We start from the raw sequence: 21,654 nt of genomic DNA on the forward strand, positions 1-21,654 counted from the left end.
TTAATATTTTGTTATTAAGACAAACACCAAATATCTCAACCTATAGCAATCCTCGCATCAGCCGCCTCTCTCGAGCGAGACCAGAATCCTTGCAGTGCGAGCCAGAAAGCTCGCGTATAATAATGCCAGCAAATCATTTAGGATTGCTATAGAGTACGCAGTGCGTACATCACCTAATAAACATAAATTATTAACGACTGTTAAGAAAAATTTTAAGTCGTTGATGAAATGTTTTAATTTGTCAAAAATATGGTAAAGTCTTATTCCAGTTTAACAAGGTGAGCGGGCAGGCGGGAAAAACTTAAAAAATCCCCGCAATTATTGAATGCTAGTAGTTTCAGACTACTGACATAGGGGCGAGTAAATCGCAGATAAGCTGAGGATTTCAATTTCACAAATTGGTCAAACCATGCGAAGCTTTGCGAGAGTGAAGTGGTGGAAATTAACTCGACTATTGTCAGCGGGATTTAAGGCCGAATACCATCTTCGGTACAAAACTGCGCTCTTAATTTTGGGCGGAACAATTCTGGCAGCTAGCATCACTGGTTGTATTAGCTATCAAAGCGTTCGCCGCTTGATTATCGCCAATTTAGAGCGAAATGCTTTGTTAGAAGTTAGGGAGCGCGGTAATAAGATCGATCGCTGGATCGGCACTAGAAAGGCCGAGATCGAAATCCTCGCCAACACTCCTCCCGTTCGTTCGATGAATTGGCCCGTGGCACAGCCTTATTTAAAATCCGAAGTAATTCGACTGAAAGAATTTCAGCACTTCGCATTAATTGCACCCGACGGTTCTTATTTCACCACAAAATTCGGCCGAGCCTTGATTAATGTTAGCGACCGCCAACACTTCAAAAAGGCAATGGCTGGGGAAGTCTATGTTTCAGATCCTACCATTTCTCGCACGCTAAAACAACAAAGTATTGTTCCTATTTCGGCTCCGGTGTGGTCGAGTTCGGCAAATTATCTTTATAAAACAGCCGAAAAGCCGATCGGAGTAATGAACGGCGTCATTAGCATCGAGCGAATTGCCGAAGTAGTAGGAAAGCTGGAATATGGCGCAGGAACTTACGCTTTTGTTCTCAATTCTCAAGGAGTCCCGATTGTCCATCCCGACGCTCGGTTAATGGGAAATATCGACAAGGCCGCTCCCAGTCTTTTAGAGTCCGCAGATACTAATTTGGCGAATGTAGCCCGGGAAATGGTTTATCAAAAAACTGGTATTTTGCTGACTCAAATCAACAACGCCAGAGTTTATGTTGCCTATCTTCCTTTAGAACAAGCTGAATGGTCGATCGCCCTCGTAATTCCCTGCGACAATCTCGAAAAAGAACTGCTCCCCTTAAATATATTAGCAGCAGCCGCAGCCTTACTCTTAACCGCAGCTATTTTGGCAGAAATTGCGGCACTCAAGCTGTTTGCCCTAAATTACTTTCGCACTCGCGCAGAAGCTTTTTTCCACCGCTTGACCGGGCGCATTCGCGCTTGCTTGCAGCTCGATCGCATCCTGCAAACTACAGTAGACGAACTCGGTACTTTGCTGAAGCTCGATCGAGCAATTTTCGGATGGTACGATCCCCGACAAGATACTTTAGAATTTTGCTGGGAATATTGCCGGGAAGGTTTGCCGGGGCGCTTGGGAATCTTCGGCGTTCCAGGAGGGCCCTCTGGAGATTTAGCTGCACGGCTTCACCGCTGCGAAACGATACTGCTACATAAAACCGCCGCCCCTGATGCCACAGCGTCTCAGGAAAACGCCCGTATCGAACTCACAAACAGCCGCTACGCAGCAGTACCCGTACTGACTCAGACTAATCGGCTCGGATATCTGTTCGCCTGCGCCAATCGGCGGTTTGCAACTCCCGACGAAGTAGAAGTTTTGGAAGCAATTGCAGACTCGCTGGCGATCGCCATTTCCCAATCCCAACTCCACGGGCAAATTCAAGAAGAACTCAAACTGTTGGAAGAAGTATTTGCCAAACTCAGAAGAACCGAAGAGCATTTAGTACAAAGCGAAAAAATGACAATTATCGGTCAACTCGCCGCCGAAGTTTCCAAGGACATTAACAACCCGATTAACTTTATTTACGGCCGTTTGATTCACCTTAACGATTATATCAAAGATTTGCTCGATATAATTCGCCTCTATCGCGAACAATATCCTCAACCTGTGCCGCGCATTGCCAAAGAAATAGAGACCTTGGATCTAGATTTTATCAGCGAAGACTTGCCGCAACTTCTCAACTTTTTGAAAATAGGAGCCGATCGCATTCGCCAGATAGTCCTGGCTTTTCGGAATTTTTCACTTCCTGACGAACCCAACAAAGAACGCGCCAATCTTAACGAAAGCATCGACAATATTCTGCTGTTGCTCGCTCACCGGCTGGAGCCAAAAATATTAGTAGTCAAGGAGTACAACAACCTGCCGCCAATTTTGTGTTATCCCGGTCAACTGAGCCAGGTATTCGCGAGTCTCCTCAGCAATGCTATTGATGCTGTTAACAGTATTGAAAACTCCGCTCAAATTATTACAATTACCACCGATATTGTCGAGGATTCTACTGGCAGGTTTATTGCAGTATCAATAGCCCACAACGGCTCCAGAATTCCGCCGGAAAATCAAGACAGAATATTTGACCCGTTTTCCCATACTAAATCTTTAAAAGATTTTACAGGATTGGGGCTGTCGGTTTGCTATAAAATTATTGTAAAATTGCACGGCGGCCGCCTTACAGTTGAATCTCCGGTTCAATCCAAAACCGGAGGCGGTGCTGAGTTTATAGTAGAATTGCCGATTATTTAATGGAAACTTTTAACAGTCGATCGCTCAGGGTGAACGATCGATGTTAAATGTATAGCGGTTCTCAGAAAGATGAGGTACGTTGTTGGGCTTCAGCCCTCTTAGTTTGGGTGGTTATGTAAGCTGTCAGTCATACCTCATCTTTTTGAGAAAGGCTATAAACCTTCAGGAATTTTAAAATCATGGCTAATCTCAGTTTTGCATTTACAGTGCGAGCTCTTAAGCTCGCACTACAATAAAAAAAATGCTTTTTACAAAACTGAGATGCTCCCGTTCAAGACAGTATCTACAAGTTATTCGTTACAATATTGAGGAGCGATCGCACTTACTTCAAACTCGCATCTATCCCTGCTAAAATCGCCTCAGCTTCCCTGCAAATAGCAGCGTGACAGCAACCGTTACTCGCCAACAAACCCCCCCACTGACTCACATCTCCCCGGTTATACTGCAAAGCAGAACCGTCAAAACGAGTAAATCGACCGCCCGCTTCCGTCAAAATCAATTCCGGCGCCGCTAAATCCCAATCTTTCGGTGCAGACTTGCCCGAAAGAGCAATATAAACATCAGCTTTTTGTTCGACAATTGTCGCAATCTTACAGCCGATACTGCCGACAGCTAGTTGATTTTGACAAGGCAGTTTGTGCAATAATTGATTAAAGCGATCGTCCCGGTGAGTGCGGCTGGTTACTATAGATAAATCCGCCGCTGTATTTCGCGCAGAAACCTGCAACTTTACCGCAGAACCGCCTCGGCTTTCCATAAAAGCACCCGCATCGCGGATTGCGTAATAAATCTTTTGTTGTTCCGGCCAAGCCACAACTGCCAATACCGGTCTTCCCTCGAACGCTAAAGCAATGTGAACGGCAAATTCCCCTGTCCTGTCAATAAAATCTCGCGTTCCATCCAAAGGGTCAATAATCCAAACCCAACTTTGAGGTAAGGGAATTTGACCGTTGGTTTTCAAATAAGATTTGTAAGTTTCTTCGCTGAGATAGCCAAATTCTGCATTCCCTAAAGCCGACTGCAATTCGTCGAGAATGTAAGAATTGACAGCGACATCGGCGGCGGTAACTGGGCCGTCTTTTTGTTCTTGAATGTCCAGGTTGGGAGTGTGGGAATCCTGGCGGTAATAGGATTGTAGGATATCTGATGCACTCCAGGCGATCGATCGGGCAATTTCGCTTAACTGTTCAAGAGTTTTCATGTTTTATTTATAAATTTAAGTAGGGTGCGTCAGATTGCGTCTTCTTCATAATAATCGGAAAATTCCCAACTGACGCACCTTATTTTACTCGTTCCCAGGCTCTGCCTGGGAATGCCTATTCGGAGGCTCTGCCTCCTTCTTCCTGTTGGCAAAATCAGGCGCAGAGCTTTCCTTTTCCTATTAGTAGAATCGGAGGCAGAGCCTCTAGATATGCGTTACCAGGCAGAGCCTACTAACGAGAGATTACCAATTAATATGAGGATATTTCCATTCATAATAATTGGGAAACACAAAGTTAGTAAACGAAACCGAAATACTCACATCCAGCGATTTTACGTGATGCCACCAACCGACAGGAATAAAGATAACTTCTCCCGGTTCCAAAATCACCTCAATGATTTTCGCATCTCTGTAAAGCGGATACTTTTCGTAGTCGGGATTTTCGCCGTCAACCTTGCTGAAAACTCCGACGTAATTGTAAAGCAGGGGTGTTTGCTGCGGAGAAATCAATTTAATCAGTTTGCGTCCCGATACCTGTGCTAAAACTAAATTAACTGGGTCGTGGTGCAGCGGTGTAATTGTACCTTGCGGCCCGAACCAAAAGAAAACTCTGCCTTTTGTATCGGTGGGATTTAAGTATTCTGGAAAAATTTCAAAGTCGTTGAATAGCGGTTTAAATTCCTCTCTTTCCAGAGTTTGGTTGTTAGCAACCATGTAGTAGTCGTTGCTAGACCCGCCATTGACCACCATATCTATATATTGTCGGAAGAAAACGGTTTTTTTGTGGTTGTGTACCTTAATTTCATATTCTGGGTCGGAGTTGCGATTGGCTTGAATTTCCACCGCTGTATCGCCGTATTTTTCCTGCAAATACTCCGGCGTCCACAACTGCAACGCTTTCCAGTTGTGCATGATGTTGGTAATAATTACCGGAGTATTTTTGGCATAGTAATTTTCTAAAAAATACTCTCGGGAAAGGCTACTTTTGCGTTCGATTGTGCCAAACTTGGAAGACAGTGCAGCTAATTGATTGTTGATGGTGAGTTGCGATTCTAGTTTCTGCAGTAGCTGCACAAAATGACTGCCTGCTTGGAAGTAAGGATGAGAGGATATAGCCGTAACTTCTGTTGTTGCTGTTTCCGCATCAATGCCGGTGGCTATCAGGATTTTAATGATTTCTGCGTCGGGTTTATTTAATAATTTGTTAGCCGCCACCCACTGTTTCATATTGTCGGGGACTTCAGGTTTGCTGGGCGCGGAGAGTAGATTGGGCAAGTTTTGCGTCAGCCATTCTAGATTAACCTGTTGTTGCTCGGTTAGGGTAATCCGCAAGGGGGGAAGGGTGATGCTTAGAGGTTGGGTGTCAGGCATGATTCGATTGTTTTGTTTTGGGGTAGTTTTGTTTGGTTTGAAGTTGTTTGACTAATATAGCAATCTGGTTTGATTTGTGAAGAGGTTTTTTGATGAACCGCGAAGACGCAAAGGTCGCGAAGGAAGAGAGGAGAGGAGTTCACAAATTTTGTAAGGATTGCTATAACTATTTTAGCTTAACCAGTATTGGTTATTTGAGTTTTCTCGGTTCGCTCGCTTGTTTCCGGCTATTTTTGTTAATTTAAAATTAATTTTTAAGATTTTTGATCCATTCGCGGGTTCCGAAAAATTGGCAGGAAGAGGAAGCAATCTTAGCAGCGGCTGCAAGAGCATTTATAAAGTTTTCTTGTAAAATGTAGTTGCAGAAAGCACCGTGAAAAATGTCGCCTGCGCCTAAAGTGTCTGTGGCTTGAATTTGAGGCACTTCTAAACTGCCGAAACTGCCTTTGCTGAGGTATTGAATCGGTTTTTGGCCGCGGGTGATGGCAATGTTGGGAATTCCCGCTGCTGACAGATAAGCAAAGACTTGTTCTGAATTGCAGCAGTCGGGCGGATGAAAATTATCCGAACATAGGGCCCATTTAACAAAAGGCAATATTTCTTCTAATCCGGGTTTCCAACTGCCGCCATCGAGGACAATTGGAATGTTTTTTGATTGGGCGAGTTGAGCAATTTCTTGGCTGGCTGCGATTTGATGTCCGTCAAGCAGTACAATATTAACTGATGTTAATATATCCCGGTCAATTGCTTGACTGTCAACCTGAGATTTAGTAGCATTAATCGAGATTACCGATCGATCGCCCGTTGCTTCAGTTACAATAATCGAGGAAACTGGCGGCGAGTCCGATCGCCCTGGTGCCAAATCGATTATCCTGACATTATACTCCGCTAAGTCTGCACGAATTAATTGGGCGATCGCGTGAGTACCCAAAACGCCACCTAATACCGCCACATTCCCCAAACTGCTAAAAGCAACCGCAGCATTTGTCGCCGGCCCGCCCGCAGCAATGGTACAATCAGAAGCAACAACTTTCTGATTTTCACCCGGAGGCTTCCCGGCCAAATAAATTAAATCCAAAGTCGCCAATCCCAAAAACAATCCAGTTTTCATATCTGCTTAAATATGTGGCATGGGCGTGTGGCATGGGCGTCCCGCCCGTGTCCCATCTGCGGTTAAAATAAAAAATATCCAAATGCAGCCAAATCCCAATACAGGAACACTTTACATCGTCGGAACCCCGATCGGCAACCTCGAAGACATGACATTTCGCGCCATCCGAATTTTGCAAGCAGCAGACTTCATCGCCGCCGAAGACACCCGCCATACAGGCAAACTTTTGCACCACTTTCAAATCAAAACGCCCCAAATCAGCTATCACGAACACAACCAACACCAGCGACTCCCCGAATTAATCGACAAACTGCTATTAGGGAAGAGTATCGCCCTCGTCACCGATGCCGGAATGCCGGGAATTTCTGACCCCGGATACGAGTTAGTCAAAGGTTGCGCCGATGCTAATATTAACATTATTCCGATTCCCGGCCCGAGCGCCTGCATAGTCGGAATCAGTGCATCGGGATTGCCTACAGACAGATTTGTATTTGAAGGATTCTTGGCCGCCAAAGGTCAAGAACGCCAGCGCGGTTTAGAAGCTTTGCAAATAGAATCCCGGACTATAATATTATACGAGTCTCCCCACCGGTTGCGGCAAACTTTAGAAGATTTAGCAAATAGTTTGGGAAGCGACAGACAGATTGTATTGGCGAGAGAGTTAACTAAAATGCACGAAGAGTTTTGGCGTGGTAGTATAGAAAGTGCGATCGAGCTTTACACCAATCGCGAACCCCAGGGAGAATTTACCCTCGTAATAGCCGGCATCCAAACAGCCGCACCAATATTTTCCGAAGACGCCATTAAAGCAGAATTGCAAACATTAATTGCAGAAGGCATAAGTCGTTCCCAAGCCAGCCGCCAGCTAGCGCAACAAACATCCCTTCCCCGCCGCCAAATCTACCAACTCGCCCTCACAATTGGCGACAATGAATCAGTAGAAGAACCCTTAGATGAATTGTGAATATCTCTCTTCTCTTCTCTTCTCTTCTCTTCTCCTCTGCGCCCTCTGTGCCCTCTGCGGTTCATAAAAAAAATCTTGTTCACACAACAAATAACATTGCTATACAATAATACCAAAAAACTTCTATGGTACGCGGAAACTACGATCGACAAAAGCCATATTTACGCAACCCCCAAATCAACAAACCAATCGCCGAAATCTATGCAGACTTAGACGCCTTTAGCTGGGAGATATTTGAAGACCAACCCCACCGCTTCGATACCGTCAGTTTCTACGTCTTACTTCCCCCGCTGTTTTACGAAGGGCGTTTCATCAAAGGAATTTATTTCAGCGAAGCAGTCGAACTCATCAACAAACTATTTCCCCAACTTTCCTCAGTATTTTTATCCTTCACCTATTCCCCCGGAACTTCCTACTCCTGGGCCCCCATAGCTGACGCCTACTCGAGTTTATACAAAAACCCGCAGCGAGATAAGTGGTTTCGCGAAACTTATGTCGATCGCGCCCACAAACCAATCATACCACTGCAAGACACCGACTTCATCAACGAATACTTAATTTCCCCGCGCAACGTCCCCGCCAAAGACATCGACTTGCTAGCCGTCGCCCGAATTTCCGAAGAAAAAAATTTGCCAATCATAGCCAAAGCCTTAAAAGTTTACCGCCAAAAATATCCGCAAAAACCGATAAAATTAACAGTCGTCACCGGCCATGACTTTGATGCTAGCAACCTGAAAACTCTCGACGAGTACGCCTTAAAAGAATGGCAACAAATCGAGGCAATTTTAATCAACCCCTCCGACTACATTAACTTAGTGCCGAGAGTAGACTACTACAGCGAAATCCCCACATATTATTCGCGGGCGCAAGCATTTATCCTCGGTTCACTCCTCGAAGGAAAAAACCGGGGAATTACCGAAGCCATGAGTTGCAACGTACCAGTAATTTGTTTTGAAGAATTCAACCAATACGCCAGAGGAAACTCGCCAGTTTTCCCCGAAGGTGCCGGTCTTTACGCTAAATTTGACCCGGAATCCTTAGCGGATACTATTTATACAGTATTGGAAAATCAAACAGAATTCAAACCGCGATATCAGTATTTAAAGCATTGCGGGCGCAAAAACTTTTTCAATACTTGTATAGACAGTTTTCCTTACTATCAGCACAATATCCCCGACTACAAACCGGGAGAAGCCTTTAAGAATTTATGGCTGGATTTGGCGGTACAGCAAAATTATCAAGTTAGCTTGAACAACTTTTTGTACGGAGGTTCTCCCTTGTCTCACCTGCGCGGGATAAATGCGATTCAGCAAAATCTGGGCGAGTTAACAAAATTTATAGCTGAGTAAGATACCCACAGTAGGGACACGGCAATGCCGTGTCCCTACGGGGATATGCCGCACCAAAGCCGATCGCAATTTGCCTAAAACCGCATAAATTAGTAATTTACGATACAGTAAAAACAGCAAGTATAGTATTATAAAATATAGTGAATTTCAAAATTCGGGCAGACCAAAAACAAAAGTTATTTAACTGTTATGAATTCTTGAAATAAGATGTCATTCAGCAGGAGAAACAGAGAATGCACGACTTGAAAGTTGTCATCATCGGTGCGGGAATTGGCGGCTTAACTGCGGGAATCGCCCTACAACAAGCGGGCTATGAAGTTGAAATTTACGATCGCGTTAAAGAACTGCGCCCCGCAGGAGCCGGAATATCTTTGTGGTCGAACGGAGTCAAAGTTCTCAACCGACTCGGTTTAGGCGAAAAGATGGCAAAAATTGGCGGGCAAATGGATCGCATGGAATACCGCACCAAAACCGGCGAACTCCTGAATGACATCGATTTAATGCCGCTAATTCAACAAGTCGGTCAGCGCCCCTATCCCGTTGCCCGCCGAGATTTGCAGAATATGTTGCTAGCAGCATTTAAGGGAGAAGTCCAGCTCGATCGCAAGTGTATTTCTGTAGAAGAAGACGAAAGCGGAGTAACAGCAATCTTTGAAAACGGAGACAAAGCGCGGGGCGATTTGTTAGTGGCGGCTGACGGCGTGCGCTCGATTTTGCGTACATATATATTGGGCAGGGAAGTAGAGCCGAAATACGGCGGCTATATCAACTGGAACGGGTTAGTTCCGGCAGATGAAGAACTCGCGCCGAAAAATACTTGGGCGATATATGTCGGCGAACACAAACGGGCGTCAATGATGCCGGTAGCGGGCGATCGATTTTACTTTTTCTTAGATGTTCCCTTGCCCAAAGGCACTCCCGCCAATCCCGACAATTACAAAGCGGAACTTAAAGAACACTTTCAAGGTTGGGCCGAGCCCGTGCAATTGTTAATAGACAGGTTCGATCCCGCAGCAGTGGCGCGGCCGGAAATTCACGACGTAGGGCCGATCGACCGCTTCGTTCGCGGTAAAGTTGCTTTGCTGGGAGATTCCGCCCACGCCACCTGCCCGGATCTCGGACAAGGCGGCTGTCAGGCGATGGAAGATGCGCTGGTACTTAGCAACTACCTTTTGAGTACGAATTTGGGCGTAGAATACGCGCTAAAACGTTACGAAACCGAGCGCAAACAGCGGGCCAATGCAGTTGTAGAAAAAGCCCGACAGCGCGCGGAACAAATACACGGCAAAGATCCGCAGGTAACAGAACAGTGGTACGAACAATTGGCTGATGAACGGCCTACTGATGTCACCGATGCGATCGCCAAAGTGATCGCAGCCGGCCCGTTACACTAATAGAAACTAGCGCGCTATTTGTATCAACAAAAATAACTGGTTCCCAGGCAGAGCCTGGTAACGCAGATCCAGAGGCTCTGCCTCGCTTTTCAAACAGGAAAAATGGAGGCAGAGCCTCCGGATCTGCGTTACCAGGCAGAGCCTGTTAACGAGTGGAAACAGATCGAAAATCAGCACTTAATCAAGCATTCAAAAATGTCAGGCAAACTTACTACTCACGTTCTCGATACAGCCCGCGGCTGTGCGGCAGCAAATATGTCGATCGCCCTGCAATCTATTGACCCAAACTCCGGCGAAAAAACCCTGCTGAAAACAGTAACAACTAATGCTGACGGTCGCACCGCAGTTCCGTTACTATCAGAAAGCGAACTCAAACCGGGAGTTTACGAATTAGTCTTTTCCGTGGGCGAATACTTCGCGAAGTGCGCCGAAAATTTGCCAGAACCGCCGTTTTTAAACAGCGTTCCGATTCAGTTCGGCATCGCCGATTCCACCGCACATTATCACGTACCTTTGCTAGTTTCCCCTTGGTCGTACAGCACTTATAGAGGTAGCTGAAGTCAGTTGTCAGTTGTCAGTTGTCAGTTGTCAGAAGGGTTTAGTTATCCTTGATTGTGGCGAGGCATTATGTTAGTTACGAAGCAAGCTGTTTTTAAACGATTCTGGTATCCAGTCATTCCTACCGTCGAATTGTCCGGGGAACCAAAAGCTAGCGATATAATTGCTTTCAATCGCGCTGTTACTTTAGAAGACAAACAGATTTTAGAAACAACTGATTGGGACGTGCCCCTCGACATCGCGCAAGAACAGCAAATGATGACAGATAAACCGGGAATTATCATCCGCCGGAAAATTGCTGCACTCCTCAAAGCCCACGGCGAAATCGAACAAACTCAATTCAGTAGTCAGTAGTCAGTAGTTAGTTGTTAGATAGTATTTTCATAAACAATGCAATATTCTTTAGTTCAACTCAACCAAATGAGCTCCGAAGAATTTACAGAAGCCCTGGGCGAGATTTTTGAACACACACCCGCGATCGCCCGCCGCACTTGGGACGATCGCCCTTTTGCCTCCACAGCCGATTTGCACGCCAAAATGGTAACAGTTGTCAGCGCCATGACTCAATCCGAAAAATTAGCTTTGATTCAAGCGCACCCGGATTTAGGAAGCAAAGCGAAAATGGCGGAAGCATCAGTTAGCGAACAGACAGGTGTAGGTTTAGATCGGCTATCTGTTGAGGAGTTCGATCGCTTTCAATTCCTCAATCGATCGTACCGCGAAAAGTTTGGTTTCCCCTTCATTGCTGCGGTGAAAAAACACACTAAAACCAGCATTCTCGAAGCATTTAAAAGCCGCCTCGATAATTCCCCTGAAACTGAAATGCAGCAGGCTTTAGCTGAAATTTGCGAGATTGCCCGCTTTCGCCTTGAGTCGGCAATCCGATGATGCAGTCAAATTATTGTGGGGTGGGCGTCTCGCCCGCCCAAATTTAGTCTCAGACACGACTCTAAAGAAACCGGGTTTTTTTACGAAAATTCTTCGTTGCAGCCCGCAGGTTCGGTAAAAAACCCGGTTTCTGGGGCCCAATGACAATTTAAATGCAGGAAATATCACCCGATCGGGGGATACTTCCCGCCCAAAAAGTTCTATTATGGTATCATAAGACACAGAAAAAGATTCGGACATACCAAATCAAGCTGGTATGGTGACAGGTTTCCATGTGTCTCCCAGAAACCACTCTCTTGGAGGCAAAGTTATGACATTCTTCAATCGCCAACTCACAAAAAAATCCCCCGCGCCAGTACCTGTAGAAGACATCAAACAGGCTCAGCACGAAGAACCTTTAGGCTACCAGCACGGCATTTTCCGGCACTGGATGTGGCTTAGCCCATCCAATCAGCGCGCCCAGTAAATCAGGTATTTCTCCGCCGCAGCAAAAAAGCCGTAAAGCACGGTTCCCAGCACTGCCAAAACCATCAATCCTGCAAAACCTAAAGGCACGTCAAAGTTAGAACTCGCGCTGACAATTAAGTAACCGATGCCTTTGTTGGACGCTACTGTTTCCGAAATTACAGCCCCGACAAAGGCAAGGGAAATTGCAACTTTGAGCGAGGCAAAGACGTATGGTAAGGTGTGGGGGAACCCGACTTTTTGGAAAATTTCGATTTGGGATGCACCCAGCGATCGCATTACATCTTTCATCTCGGGTTCCACTGTATCTAATCCTAAAGCTACGTTAACGGCGATCGGGAAAAATGCCAGCAAAAATGCAGTCAGAATTGCCGGCACCGTACCTATGCCAAACCACAGCGCAAACAGCGGCACTAACGCTACCTTCGGTACAGTATTGAACCCAACTAATAGCGGGTAAAGAACTATATATGCAATTCGGGAATATCCGATCGGAAACCCCAGCACTACGCCTGCAACAATGGCGAGGATGAAACCCGCTAGAGTTGTAAACAGGGTTTGTCCGGTGTTTTCGATCAGTGCTTTGCTTTGAGTGAAAGTTGCAACGATAATCGCAGAAGGTGCGGGCAAGTTGTACGGGGGAATTTTGAACAGGAATACCAGAATTTCCCACACCACGAACAGCAAGATTGTGGCAGCAATTGGCAGGACAATACTTGCCGTTTTTGAGCGCGCAAATTTTTCTAAATTATCCATTGCTTTTTCGTTTTTCAATTGCGGTGAATGTGGCGGCGCAGTTCTGCAACGATGCGGTTGAATTCATCCGACATCATCATATCTAGATTGGTGGGACGTTGCAGGTTGACCTTGACTTTATAGACGATCGAACTCGGACGCGGGCCCATTACCAAGATTTTTGGGTCTAAAGCCCCGTCCTTTTAGGACGGCTTTAATTTCCATAAAGTGTAAATAATTGTGAATTAAACACATCTTGTGAATATTGCGATCTGTGGGCGTGATAGACTAATTGAATGATAACATTAGAGTTTAAATTAAAAGGCAAAGCGGAGCAATACCGAGTCATTGACGAAATGATTAGGACGGCTCAATTTGTCCGAAATAAAACTCTTAAATACTGGGTAGATAATCAAGGGATTAAGTTAATTGACCTATACAAACAATGCGCCATTATGGCGAAAGAGTTTGAATGGGCGGGCAAGCTTAACTCGATGGCACGTCAGGCTTCTGCCGAACGTGCCATTTTTGCTATCCAACGTTTTTTTGCTAATTGCCAAGCCAAGAAACCAGGAAAAAAGGGCTACCCGCAGTTCAAGAAACATACTCGCTCCGTAGAATACAAAACTTCCGGGTGGTCGCTTTCTACCGACAAAAGATGTCTAACATTTAAAGACGGTTTTGCTGCTGGGAAGTTTAAGTTGATCGGTAATCGGGATTTGCATTTCTCTGGGCATGACGAAATTAAACGCATCAGAGTTGTGCGTCGTGCCGACGGCTACTATGCCCAATTCTGCATCAACGTGGAGCGAAAAGAGGAACCTATTCTCACAGGTATTGCTATTGGAATAGATGTGGGGTTGAACCACTTCTATACTGACAGTGATGGTGAGACTGTCGCCAACCCTCGATATCTCCGAAAAAGTGAAAAAGCTTTGAAAAGATTGCAGAAACGAATTTCTCGAAAAAAGAAAGGCTCTAGCAATCGGAAAAAAGCAATTAACAAGTTAGGAAGAAAACACCTGAAGGTTGGTAGGCAGCGTAAAGACTTCGCCATCAAGACGGCGTTGTGCGTGGTTAAATCTAGCGATTTTGTAGCCTACGAAGACCTTCAGGTGCGGAATATGGTGAAAAACCATAAGCTTGCTAAATCAATTAGTGATGCAGCATGGTCACAATTTGCTCAATGGTTAGAATACTTTGGGAAAGTCTACGGTAAAACAGTGATTGCTGTTGCTCCTCAGTACACTTCCCAGGAGTGTTCAAATTGTGGCAATACTGTTAAGAAAACACTTTCAAATCGAACCCATATTTGCGGTTGCGGTACGACATTGGATCGCGACCATAACGCCGCGTTAAACATTTTGGCTAAAGGATTTAAGCAAGCAGGAATCAATTTAAATACGGCGGGGCACGCCGAAATTAACGCTTGGGGACAGACCGAGCTCTACTCGCTGGTGGCAGACATCAACGAACAAATCGACTGATCGATCCAAGAATCCTCGCGCTTTCAAGCCGAGGAGTGTCAAATAAACTGTATCCGATAAGAAAACTGCCTCCCGCAAATCGTGAGCGATCGGGATGCAAACGCACTTCACCCGCATCCACAAATCTTGCAGCATCACCCATTAATCTTTTTTACTTATTATTGATAATTTGAGAGTTTTCTGCATCATAAAATACAAAATTTTGCCGAGAAAGCAATCGAACACAACATCATCAAGTGCGGTCGAAATAGCACCTTCTCTGTTTCATTGTGGGTTTCATTGTGGTTTGACGCAAACCAAAAAAATGTGTCTCTGTATACAGCAAGTCAAGTAATTAAAGTATACGGTATACGGCAAGCCAAAGCGCTGCTTAACTTTGACGCAACATCTGCATAGATTAGCGATCGTGTTTGGCGCGCTAAATAGAATAGGTTTTTCCTTTGGTTGGTTGTCCAAATAGCAAGCTTTTCTCCATGAAAAATACGTGGTTAGTACGATCGCTATCCCTAGTGCTGATTGCCAGTCCAGTCATCCTGAGTAGCTGCCAATCTCAGCAGAGGAGCGGGCTTTACCTGCTGCTGCCGATCGCAAACCGTTGACTTAAAAGTCGATCGAATATATGGCCGTTGTCCGAGATCGCTCGGCGGTTGAAACCGCTACTAAACAAACAAAGTCCGCCTACGCGGACTAAGAAATCGAGGGGTATTCTACTCGTTACCAGGCAGAGCCTGGTAACGCATATCCGGAGGCTCTGCCTCCAATTTCGCTATTTACGGTGTGAGGATCATGTCTAAATTTTGGTTTTTCCAAATCCTGCTGACAGCAACGCCAGCCTTTTTTTGTATTAATTTACTGCATTCTCCTGCCAGCTTTGCTGCGGAAAATTCCGTTTCTGAAACAGAGGAAGCAACAGCCCAGACAGCAGAGTTACCGCTAGCAGAATTGGCGATCGCACCAATTAAAACACAGATCGACCCTGCGGTAACACCGGAAATAAACGCCGCTATTGAACTAAACAAGCAACAAAAATCAGAGCATATTTCCCTCCTTTTTAACAGCGAAAATATCGCAGCAGTTGCCCAATCAAACAATCTAGAACCTGCAAACACAGCAACTGAAGAATTAGGGAAATCACAAGCTGCGATCGCACCAATTCCCACCCAGACAAATCCAGCGGTAACACCAGAAAATCCCGCCGCTATCGCACCCAAAAATCAACCAGAAACAGACCAGGAAAAAGTCCCAGCATTTTCTCAAGAAAACGAGATAAAACCTACAGAAACAGCAGCCCAAGAATCCGGCGAATCGAACGTATTGGCGGAATCAATCCAAACGCAGGAAAATCCGGCAAGTATTGACGATATCCAACAGATAGATAGCCTGGAAATAAACGACGCTTCCGAAATAGAGCAAGTCACCTCAGTTTCCCAACTCAGCGATGTCAAACCCACAGATTGGGCATTTCAAGCACTGCAATCCTTAGTTGAACGCTACGGCTGCATCGCAGGATATCCCGACGGTACTTATCGCGGAAATCGAGCCATGACTCGCTACGAATTCGCCGCCGGCTTGAACGCTTGCCTCGATAAAATTTCCGAGTTGATAACAGGCGGAACCTCGAATTTAGTCAAAAAAGAGGATTTACAAAAACTCCAAAGACTGCAAGAAGAATTTGCGGCAGAACTAGCAACGCTGCGCGGTAGAGTCGATGTATTAGAAGCTCGCACGGCGGAGCTAGAATCGAATCAATTCTCGACCACAACGAAACTCAATGCTACGGTTTGGTTCAACCTCACATCAGCATTTCCCACAGGCGACATTACTGCCGAACGCAGCCGCACTGCCCCGAACAGCGCCTTTGCTCCCCCAACTCGGGATGCAAACAATCGACCGACTCGCGTCGATCGCGATCGACCTGAAACTACTTTTAGCTACTACGCTTTCTTGACGCTAAATACCTCGTTTACGGGCAAAGATTCTCTGGTGACTCAGTTAGTTTTCGGCAACGGCAACTCGCCTGCGAACGAACTGGTATCGGCGGGTTTTTACAACTCTTGGGGAACGCCGTTTTTAGATCAAACTGGCGTGCCGGCGGCTAATAATGTGGGAATTCGCGAGATGTCCTACACGTTTCCGGTAGGAGATAAAGTTCAAGTTTCGATCGGGCCGCGGTTGAATTATTATCGATACTTTGACGGCAACCGCTTCACGTTTTTTCTGAGGGGGGCAACGAGTTTTAACTCGAACGGAAGTACACTGTTGAATGCAGTCGATCGCGGATCGGGTGCTGCTGTCATTTGGCAAATTGCCAAACCTGTCAGGTTTACTGCTGCCTATATGGCTGAAAATACCGAATTTTTGAATCCTGCTGTATTTAATACCGCTAGCAATCCCAGCGATGGTTTGTTCAACAGTTCAAACACGATTACAGCGCAATTAGAATACTCTCCCAGCAACTCTTTCAATCTCAGGCTGATTTACGCGCGATCGAGCCTCAAACCTTATAATGGATTCATCGGCGGAGCAGTTGGCGAACCGCTGCCTTACGGCTATGCAGATGACGGTTTTGGGGGAAGAGTTAGAGATTCCGGTGCTGATACTTTTGTGCTCAATTTCGATTGGTTGCTGAGCCGGAATTTTGGTTTGTTCGGGCGGTATTCCTACGGTCAACTAGAGGTAAATCCGGTAAATCGCGATCGCTCTGGCGGAGATATTAAAGTACAATCTTTTCAAGTTGGCATGGGATTTCCCGATTTGGGTAAAAAGGGGGCGCTGGGTGTACTTTCATTTGTGGTTCCCCAGGATTATATATCGGGCCGCAGATTTTTGCTTTCTGGTGGCGGTAATGGAGGGACTCAGTACGAGGTAGAGGGCTCGTACTACTACCCGATTACGAATAATATTGCGATCGTCCCGGCATTTTATGCTATCTTTAATGCCAACAATTTTGATGGCAACCCCACTGTATTTGTCGGAAATCTCCGCACTCAGTTTAGCTTTTAAGTAGGCACACGGCTTTTAAGTAGGCACACGGCACTGCCGTGTGCCTACAGTTACAGGTGCGGGTAGGGACACGGCACTGCCGTATGCCTACAGGTGTCGCGTACAATCTATAGTCCCTACAAATGTCACCTGCAATCTATACCTATCTGCTACAGAAGCGTCAATTTGCTGTATCATTGATAATGAGTCAGCCAAAACAAACTCTCATTTAACATAAAAGTTTTAGATAGGAGGCTGAATCAACCATTTTTAACAATAGTAAACTAACTTTATTTTAAACTGAAGGATAACAGATTTTGGGCCTGTCATTTCGCGCGATTCGTCGCACTCAATCCCTCCACGAACAAACTTACCAAGCTCTCCGAACTGCTATCCTGTCGGGGGAATTAGCGGCTGGAGAACGCCTGATCGAAACACAACTGGCCGAAATGCTAAACGTCAGCAGAACTCCGGTTAGAGAAGCTTTGTGCCAACTGCAACGAGAGAATTTAGTGACGGCAGATCCGAATAATGGATTGCGCGTCGCTACGCTGTCGATCGCCGATGCTGCGGATCTTTACGATTGTCGCATCGCTTTGGAACAGTTATCGGTAGTCGGGGCCAGTGAAAATGCTACACCGGCTCAATTGAAACAACTCGAATCGATCGTCCAACAGGCAGAAAATAACACACAGGCGCGATCGGGCGAACTCACCAACTATCAATTGCTGTACGCAGACTGCCAATTTCACCGCTTGCTAGCGCAAAGTTCCGGCAATCCTTGGTTGGTAACTCTGTTGGATCAGGTGTTTGACAAAATGATCTTAGTGCGGCTCCGCACAATGGAATACAATCCGGGAGTATTGGAAATCCGCAGCGAACACCGCCGCATTTATCAAGCTGTCAGCGAACAAAATCCGGCCGCCGCTGTCCAAGCAATTAAAGAACATTTAATTGCCAGTAAAGCGCGGGTAATTAAAGAAATTCAGGAGATAGAACAACATCAATAATTTGAGATTGGGCATCGGGCATCGGGCATCGGGCATCGGGCATCGGGCATCGGGCATCGGGAATTAGTTATTATCACTAACAAATAACAAATAACAAATAACAAATAACAAATAACAAATAACTTATATGCCACAAAATTATCCGCGAGAATTAATCGGTTACGGGCAAAATCCGCCCCACCCCAAATGGCCCGATCGAGCGCGCATAGCCGTGCAATTTGTCATCAATTACGAAGAAGGCGGAGAAACCTGCATCCTGCACGGAGATGCGTCTTCGGAAACATTTCTGTCAGAAATTGTCGGGGCCGTCCCCCTATCGGGACTGCGGCACATGAATATGGAATCCTGTTACGAATACGGCAGTCGGGCCGGTTTGTGGCGGCTGCACCGGATGTTTGTTTCGAGGGGAATTCCGGTAACAGTTTACGGGGTAGCTATGGCATTAGAAAGGCATCCCGAAGCAGTGGCAGCGATGTTAGAGGCCGATTGGGAAATTGCCAGCCACGGCTACCGCTGGATCGATTATAAGTATTTTGGAGAAGAAGCGGAACGGGAGCATTTGCACAGGGCGATCGCCCTCCATACGCAAGTTACAGGCAGCCGTCCCCTCGGCTGGTATACCGGGCGCACGAGCCCCCATACTCGCAAGCTAGTAGCCGAGGAAGGCGGTTTTCTCTACGATGCCGACAGCTACGCGGATGACCTGCCTTACTGGGTGTACGAGTGCTCGCGACCCCACCTAGTAATTCCCTACACCCTCGACAACAACGATATGCGGTTTGCTACCAATCAGGGGTTTAATTCCGGCGATCAGTTTTTTGCTTACCTGCGGGATGCTTTCGACTTACTCTACGCCGAGGGCGAGACAGCGCCCAAGATGATGAGTGTGGGACTCCACTGCCGTTTGGCGGGCAGGCCGGGGCGCGCTGCTGCCCTGGCGCGTTTTTTGGATTACGTGCAGCAGCACGAAAAGGTGTGGGTATGCCGCCGCATCGATATTGCCCGACACTGGCACGAATATCACAAGCCGTAGCATTGTCAAGAACAGGCAAGATGCCTGTTCCACAACCACTCAACTTGATTGTGGGGTGGGCGTTTCGCCCGCCGCCCAAACAAACAGGCAAGATGCCTGTTCCACAACCACTCAATTTGATTGTGGGGTGGGCGTCTAGCCCGCCGCCCGATGCCAGCGAAATCAGTTAATTTGCCCTGCGTTAACCGCGCTGGCTTTATAAGCGGCCCACCCACCTCGATCGGAAATATCTTCCCATTGGTACTTTTCCACCAACTCCTGCGGGTACAAGAAAGCCGTCAACACCTCCCCGTCCTCCAAAACCACATCCGACGGATACATATACGGCGGTTCCCCCGCTGCAAGCTGTTCAAATTCCTCTGGAGTCAGTTCGTACACTTCGCCCGGAATTGATACGCCGGAGGCGGCCACTTCGTAAATTGCAGGATGCCAGCCATTTTCTGCGGAGTGCAAGCGGTAAATCGGACGAGTTTTCGTTTCTCTGATAAACTTGGCATCTCCAAGGTTGCTGTTGTCCGGCTGACCCCGAAGGGCAGAACCGCAAATGAACACTCGTTTGGCTGCAATTGCTGTTTGACTCATATCCACACCCGATAAAAAATTGTGCTTTTTTGTACAGTTAAATCGCCGCGATCGCCTTTATTCTGCTTACTGTGTTTTGCATACAGCAGTTTAAGTGCCAAAGCCATCGATTTTTGTAAACAAGGCTACATAGTTTCGCCCATTTAAATGCTATTGCATACAGTATACAACAATTAGTTAAATCAATCAATAGCAGAACTTTAGATGACAGTTACATTAACACTTTCAGTCAACGGCTCGCGCCTCAACCGCAGCATCGCCCAACTCGCTCAAATCGGCAAACTACCGGGAGGAGGCGTCAGTCGGGTAGCATTTACCAAAGCAGATTTGCTTGCCCGCCAACTCGTTGAATCTTGGATGGTAGAAGCAGGGATGACAGTTCGCATTGACGCGGCGGGGAACATTATCGGCCGATATCCCGGACACCGCGAGGCTGCAGCGCTAGCCACAGGTTCTCACATCGACACCGTTCCTGTGGGCGGCCATTACGACGGAGTTTTGGGAGTTTTGGCAGGCATTGAAGTGGTGCGGGTACTGCACGAAAATAACCTGCGCTTGGAACATCCCATTGAGACGATCGTATTTACTGACGAAGAATGCACCGTTATCGGCTGCAAAGCAATGGCCGGAAATACAGTCAGCGATGCGGCATATTACCGACGCAGCGACGGTACTTCCATTGAAACTTGCCTCGAAAAAATTGGCGGAGATTGGTCAAAAATTGGGGATGCCAAACGCCATCCCCAAGAAATAGCAGCTTTTGTAGAACTGCACGTCGAACAAGGAGGCGTTTTGGAAAGTACCGGCGACGAAATAGGAATAGTCAAAGGCATTGTCGGACAGTACCGCTATGCAGTAACGGTAACGGGCCGCCCGAATCATGCCGGTTCGACGCCCATGCACGCCCGAAAAGATGCGCTGGTAGCGGCCGCACAAATGGTACTCGCAGTCAACAAGCTGGGAGTAGAAACACCCGGAGAACAGGTAGCAACGGTGGGTTACTTAAATGTGTCGCCGAATGCTACAAATATTGTGCCGGGAAAGGTGGATTTTAAAATCGACTTGCGCGATATATCTCAAACTCATTTGGAAGAGTTGTTAGTTAAAATGAAACAGGAGTTTGGGGCGATCGCATCTGCCACCCAAACCGAAGTTGAAATGACGGAAATGCTGCACGTATTGCCGACGCTAGCAGCACCAAAAATTCAAAATGCAATTGCAGAAGTTTGCCGGGAATTAAGCTTGAGTTACACGCATTTAATCAGCCGTGCCGGACACGACGCACAAGAAATCGGACGGTTTGCCGATATGGGGATGATTTTCGTTGCTTCTCGCGGCGGCATCAGCCATGCAGAAGATGAATATACTTCCCCCGAACAGTGTACTCAGGGAGCAAATGCGCTGTTGCAAACGTTCTTGAAGCTCGATCGGCTTTACGGCTAGGGCGATCGATTTGAGATTTGAGATTTGAGATTTTAGATTGAGCGATGTAGGGTGCGTGACTGTGAATTAATTTGGGCTTGTGTGGCAGGTTTTTTTAGTCACGCACCGCAACTTTATGCAACTTTATATAGCAGAGTTTTATAATCCGATTTGGTGTTATATCATTACTTTATGGCGACAAAATTGCAGTAGCAGTTTAATGGATCATGACTTACGCAACTGGCACATTAAAACAGGTTTGTAGTTGCGCTTCAGCGCCGGCCGGCGCTGAAGCGCAA

At 46.5% G+C, this 21,654-nt stretch carries 21 protein-coding genes; 15 read left to right on the forward strand and 6 right to left on the reverse strand.

Annotated elements, in window-relative coordinates; translation table 11 throughout:
• Positions 1-409: 409 nt before the first annotated feature.
• Positions 410-2,803: an ATP-binding protein gene (locus QUA56_RS24075; protein WP_333362631.1), complete on the forward strand. Its 2,394-nt coding sequence runs from the start codon at positions 410-412 to the stop codon at positions 2,801-2,803.
• A 322-nt stretch (positions 2,804-3,125) separates the two neighbouring features.
• Here QUA56_RS24075 and QUA56_RS24080 read toward each other — a convergent pair whose 3' ends face one another.
• The 3 genes from QUA56_RS24080 to QUA56_RS24090 form a co-directional block, all read right to left on the reverse strand.
• The gene (locus tag QUA56_RS24080) at positions 3,126-4,004 is read right to left on the reverse strand and encodes an inositol monophosphatase family protein (RefSeq protein WP_333362634.1); all 879 of its coding nucleotides are present in this window, start codon (positions 4,002-4,004) and stop codon (positions 3,126-3,128) included.
• A 243-nt stretch (positions 4,005-4,247) separates the two neighbouring features.
• Positions 4,248-5,375, reverse strand: coding sequence for a cupin-like domain-containing protein (locus QUA56_RS24085; RefSeq protein WP_333362637.1), 1,128 nt, complete (start codon positions 5,373-5,375; stop codon positions 4,248-4,250).
• 247 nt (positions 5,376-5,622) lie between these two features.
• A complete protein-coding gene (locus QUA56_RS24090) occupies positions 5,623-6,486 on the reverse strand; it encodes a PfkB family carbohydrate kinase (RefSeq protein ID WP_333362640.1) in 864 nt (287 codons plus the stop codon).
• 82 nt (positions 6,487-6,568) lie between these two features.
• Between QUA56_RS24090 and rsmI the strand changes: the two genes are divergently transcribed.
• From rsmI to QUA56_RS24125, 7 genes are all read left to right on the forward strand, one after another.
• Entirely contained in the window at positions 6,569-7,450 is an 882-nt protein-coding gene (gene rsmI, locus QUA56_RS24095) for a 16S rRNA (cytidine(1402)-2'-O)-methyltransferase (RefSeq protein WP_333362643.1), read from the forward strand.
• Positions 7,451-7,575: 125 nt separating this feature from the next.
• Positions 7,576-8,799, forward strand: coding sequence for a glycosyltransferase (locus QUA56_RS24100; protein ID WP_333362646.1), 1,224 nt, complete (start codon positions 7,576-7,578; stop codon positions 8,797-8,799).
• A 233-nt stretch (positions 8,800-9,032) separates the two neighbouring features.
• Positions 9,033-10,193: an FAD-dependent urate hydroxylase HpxO gene (hpxO, locus tag QUA56_RS24105; protein WP_333362649.1), complete on the forward strand. Its 1,161-nt coding sequence runs from the start codon at positions 9,033-9,035 to the stop codon at positions 10,191-10,193.
• A 102-nt stretch (positions 10,194-10,295) separates the two neighbouring features.
• Positions 10,296-10,751, forward strand: coding sequence for a hydroxyisourate hydrolase (gene uraH, locus QUA56_RS24110; RefSeq protein WP_333362653.1), 456 nt, complete (start codon positions 10,296-10,298; stop codon positions 10,749-10,751).
• 69 nt (positions 10,752-10,820) lie between these two features.
• A complete protein-coding gene (locus QUA56_RS24115; protein WP_333362656.1) occupies positions 10,821-11,105 on the forward strand; it encodes a hypothetical protein in 285 nt (94 codons plus the stop codon).
• A gap of 36 nt (positions 11,106-11,141) precedes the next feature.
• The gene (uraD, locus tag QUA56_RS24120) at positions 11,142-11,639 is read left to right on the forward strand and encodes a 2-oxo-4-hydroxy-4-carboxy-5-ureidoimidazoline decarboxylase (protein WP_333362658.1); all 498 of its coding nucleotides are present in this window, start codon (positions 11,142-11,144) and stop codon (positions 11,637-11,639) included.
• Between the two features lie 310 nt (positions 11,640-11,949).
• Positions 11,950-12,105, forward strand: coding sequence for a hypothetical protein (locus QUA56_RS24125; RefSeq protein WP_333362661.1), 156 nt, complete (start codon positions 11,950-11,952; stop codon positions 12,103-12,105).
• On the opposite strand, the gene QUA56_RS24130 is transcribed toward QUA56_RS24125, so the two are convergent.
• Both QUA56_RS24130 and QUA56_RS24135 read right to left on the reverse strand, forming a co-directional pair.
• A complete protein-coding gene (locus tag QUA56_RS24130; protein WP_333362663.1) occupies positions 12,090-12,860 on the reverse strand; it encodes an ABC transporter permease in 771 nt (256 codons plus the stop codon). The genes QUA56_RS24125 and QUA56_RS24130 overlap by 16 nt on opposite strands.
• Before the next feature lie 14 nt (positions 12,861-12,874).
• Complete coding sequence (locus QUA56_RS24135) at positions 12,875-13,009, reverse strand: hypothetical protein (protein ID WP_333362666.1); 135 nt, start codon at positions 13,007-13,009, stop codon at positions 12,875-12,877.
• Positions 13,010-13,135: 126 nt separating this feature from the next.
• On the opposite strand from QUA56_RS24135, the gene QUA56_RS24140 reads away from it, so the two are divergent.
• The 6 genes from QUA56_RS24140 (at position 13,136) to QUA56_RS24165 (ending at position 19,521) form a co-directional block, all read left to right on the forward strand.
• Complete coding sequence (locus QUA56_RS24140; RefSeq protein ID WP_333362669.1) at positions 13,136-14,326, forward strand: transposase; 1,191 nt, start codon at positions 13,136-13,138, stop codon at positions 14,324-14,326.
• A gap of 473 nt (positions 14,327-14,799) precedes the next feature.
• Positions 14,800-14,925, forward strand: a complete 126-nt coding sequence (locus QUA56_RS24145) for a hypothetical protein (protein ID WP_333362672.1) — start codon at positions 14,800-14,802, stop codon at positions 14,923-14,925.
• Positions 14,926-15,112: 187 nt separating this feature from the next.
• Complete coding sequence (locus QUA56_RS24150; protein ID WP_333362675.1) at positions 15,113-17,329, forward strand: iron uptake porin; 2,217 nt, start codon at positions 15,113-15,115, stop codon at positions 17,327-17,329.
• A gap of 296 nt (positions 17,330-17,625) precedes the next feature.
• Positions 17,626-18,318: a GntR family transcriptional regulator gene (locus QUA56_RS24155; RefSeq protein WP_333362678.1), complete on the forward strand. Its 693-nt coding sequence runs from the start codon at positions 17,626-17,628 to the stop codon at positions 18,316-18,318.
• A gap of 127 nt (positions 18,319-18,445) precedes the next feature.
• The gene (puuE, locus tag QUA56_RS24160) at positions 18,446-19,351 is read left to right on the forward strand and encodes an allantoinase PuuE (protein WP_333362681.1); all 906 of its coding nucleotides are present in this window, start codon (positions 18,446-18,448) and stop codon (positions 19,349-19,351) included.
• Between the two features lie 20 nt (positions 19,352-19,371).
• On the forward strand, positions 19,372-19,521 hold the full coding sequence (locus tag QUA56_RS24165) for a hypothetical protein (RefSeq protein WP_333362684.1): 150 nt from the start codon (positions 19,372-19,374) through the stop codon (positions 19,519-19,521).
• On the opposite strand, the gene QUA56_RS24170 is transcribed toward QUA56_RS24165, so the two are convergent.
• Complete coding sequence (locus QUA56_RS24170; RefSeq protein ID WP_333362686.1) at positions 19,514-19,933, reverse strand: allophanate hydrolase-related protein; 420 nt, start codon at positions 19,931-19,933, stop codon at positions 19,514-19,516. The two genes, QUA56_RS24165 and QUA56_RS24170, sit on opposite strands and share 8 nt — an antisense overlap.
• 204 nt (positions 19,934-20,137) lie before the next feature.
• Here QUA56_RS24170 and QUA56_RS24175 point away from each other — a divergent pair, with 204 nt between their 5' ends.
• Positions 20,138-21,376 (forward strand): Zn-dependent hydrolase, encoded by a 1,239-nt coding sequence (locus tag QUA56_RS24175; RefSeq protein ID WP_333362689.1) that lies wholly within the window; start codon positions 20,138-20,140, stop codon positions 21,374-21,376.
• Positions 21,377-21,654 lie beyond the last annotated feature (278 nt).

Source organism: Microcoleus sp. N3A4, from assembly GCF_036701805.1.
Classification (GTDB): domain Bacteria; phylum Cyanobacteriota; class Cyanobacteriia; order Cyanobacteriales; family Microcoleaceae; genus Microcoleus.

What these genes read in the sequence shown, in the direction of transcription:
- QUA56_RS24170 (WP_333362686.1), bottom strand. Translation starts at nt 19,933, where the DNA reads ATGAGTCAAACAGCAATTGCAGCCAAACGAGTGTTCATTTGCGGTTCT.
- QUA56_RS24085 (WP_333362637.1), bottom strand. Translation starts at nt 5,375, where the DNA reads ATGCCTGACACCCAACCTCTAAGCATCACCCTTCCCCCCTTGCGGATT.
- QUA56_RS24175 (WP_333362689.1), top strand. Translation starts at nt 20,138, where the DNA reads ATGACAGTTACATTAACACTTTCAGTCAACGGCTCGCGCCTCAACCGC.
- QUA56_RS24080 (WP_333362634.1), bottom strand. Translation starts at nt 4,004, where the DNA reads ATGAAAACTCTTGAACAGTTAAGCGAAATTGCCCGATCGATCGCCTGG.
- QUA56_RS24165 (WP_333362684.1), top strand. Translation starts at nt 19,372, where the DNA reads ATGCCTGTTCCACAACCACTCAACTTGATTGTGGGGTGGGCGTTTCGC.
- puuE (WP_333362681.1), top strand. Translation starts at nt 18,446, where the DNA reads ATGCCACAAAATTATCCGCGAGAATTAATCGGTTACGGGCAAAATCCG.
- QUA56_RS24135 (WP_333362666.1), bottom strand. Translation starts at nt 13,009, where the DNA reads ATGGGCCCGCGTCCGAGTTCGATCGTCTATAAAGTCAAGGTCAACCTG.
- QUA56_RS24145 (WP_333362672.1), top strand. Translation starts at nt 14,800, where the DNA reads ATGAAAAATACGTGGTTAGTACGATCGCTATCCCTAGTGCTGATTGCC.
- uraD (WP_333362658.1), top strand. Translation starts at nt 11,142, where the DNA reads ATGCAATATTCTTTAGTTCAACTCAACCAAATGAGCTCCGAAGAATTT.
- QUA56_RS24130 (WP_333362663.1), bottom strand. Translation starts at nt 12,860, where the DNA reads ATGGATAATTTAGAAAAATTTGCGCGCTCAAAAACGGCAAGTATTGTC.
- hpxO (WP_333362649.1), top strand. Translation starts at nt 9,033, where the DNA reads ATGCACGACTTGAAAGTTGTCATCATCGGTGCGGGAATTGGCGGCTTA.
- QUA56_RS24090 (WP_333362640.1), bottom strand. Translation starts at nt 6,486, where the DNA reads ATGAAAACTGGATTGTTTTTGGGATTGGCGACTTTGGATTTAATTTAT.
- QUA56_RS24075 (WP_333362631.1), top strand. Translation starts at nt 410, where the DNA reads ATGCGAAGCTTTGCGAGAGTGAAGTGGTGGAAATTAACTCGACTATTG.
- QUA56_RS24115 (WP_333362656.1), top strand. Translation starts at nt 10,821, where the DNA reads ATGTTAGTTACGAAGCAAGCTGTTTTTAAACGATTCTGGTATCCAGTC.
- QUA56_RS24140 (WP_333362669.1), top strand. Translation starts at nt 13,136, where the DNA reads ATGATAACATTAGAGTTTAAATTAAAAGGCAAAGCGGAGCAATACCGA.
- QUA56_RS24150 (WP_333362675.1), top strand. Translation starts at nt 15,113, where the DNA reads ATGTCTAAATTTTGGTTTTTCCAAATCCTGCTGACAGCAACGCCAGCC.
- QUA56_RS24100 (WP_333362646.1), top strand. Translation starts at nt 7,576, where the DNA reads ATGGTACGCGGAAACTACGATCGACAAAAGCCATATTTACGCAACCCC.
- uraH (WP_333362653.1), top strand. Translation starts at nt 10,296, where the DNA reads ATGGAGGCAGAGCCTCCGGATCTGCGTTACCAGGCAGAGCCTGTTAAC.
- QUA56_RS24125 (WP_333362661.1), top strand. Translation starts at nt 11,950, where the DNA reads ATGACATTCTTCAATCGCCAACTCACAAAAAAATCCCCCGCGCCAGTA.
- rsmI (WP_333362643.1), top strand. Translation starts at nt 6,569, where the DNA reads ATGCAGCCAAATCCCAATACAGGAACACTTTACATCGTCGGAACCCCG.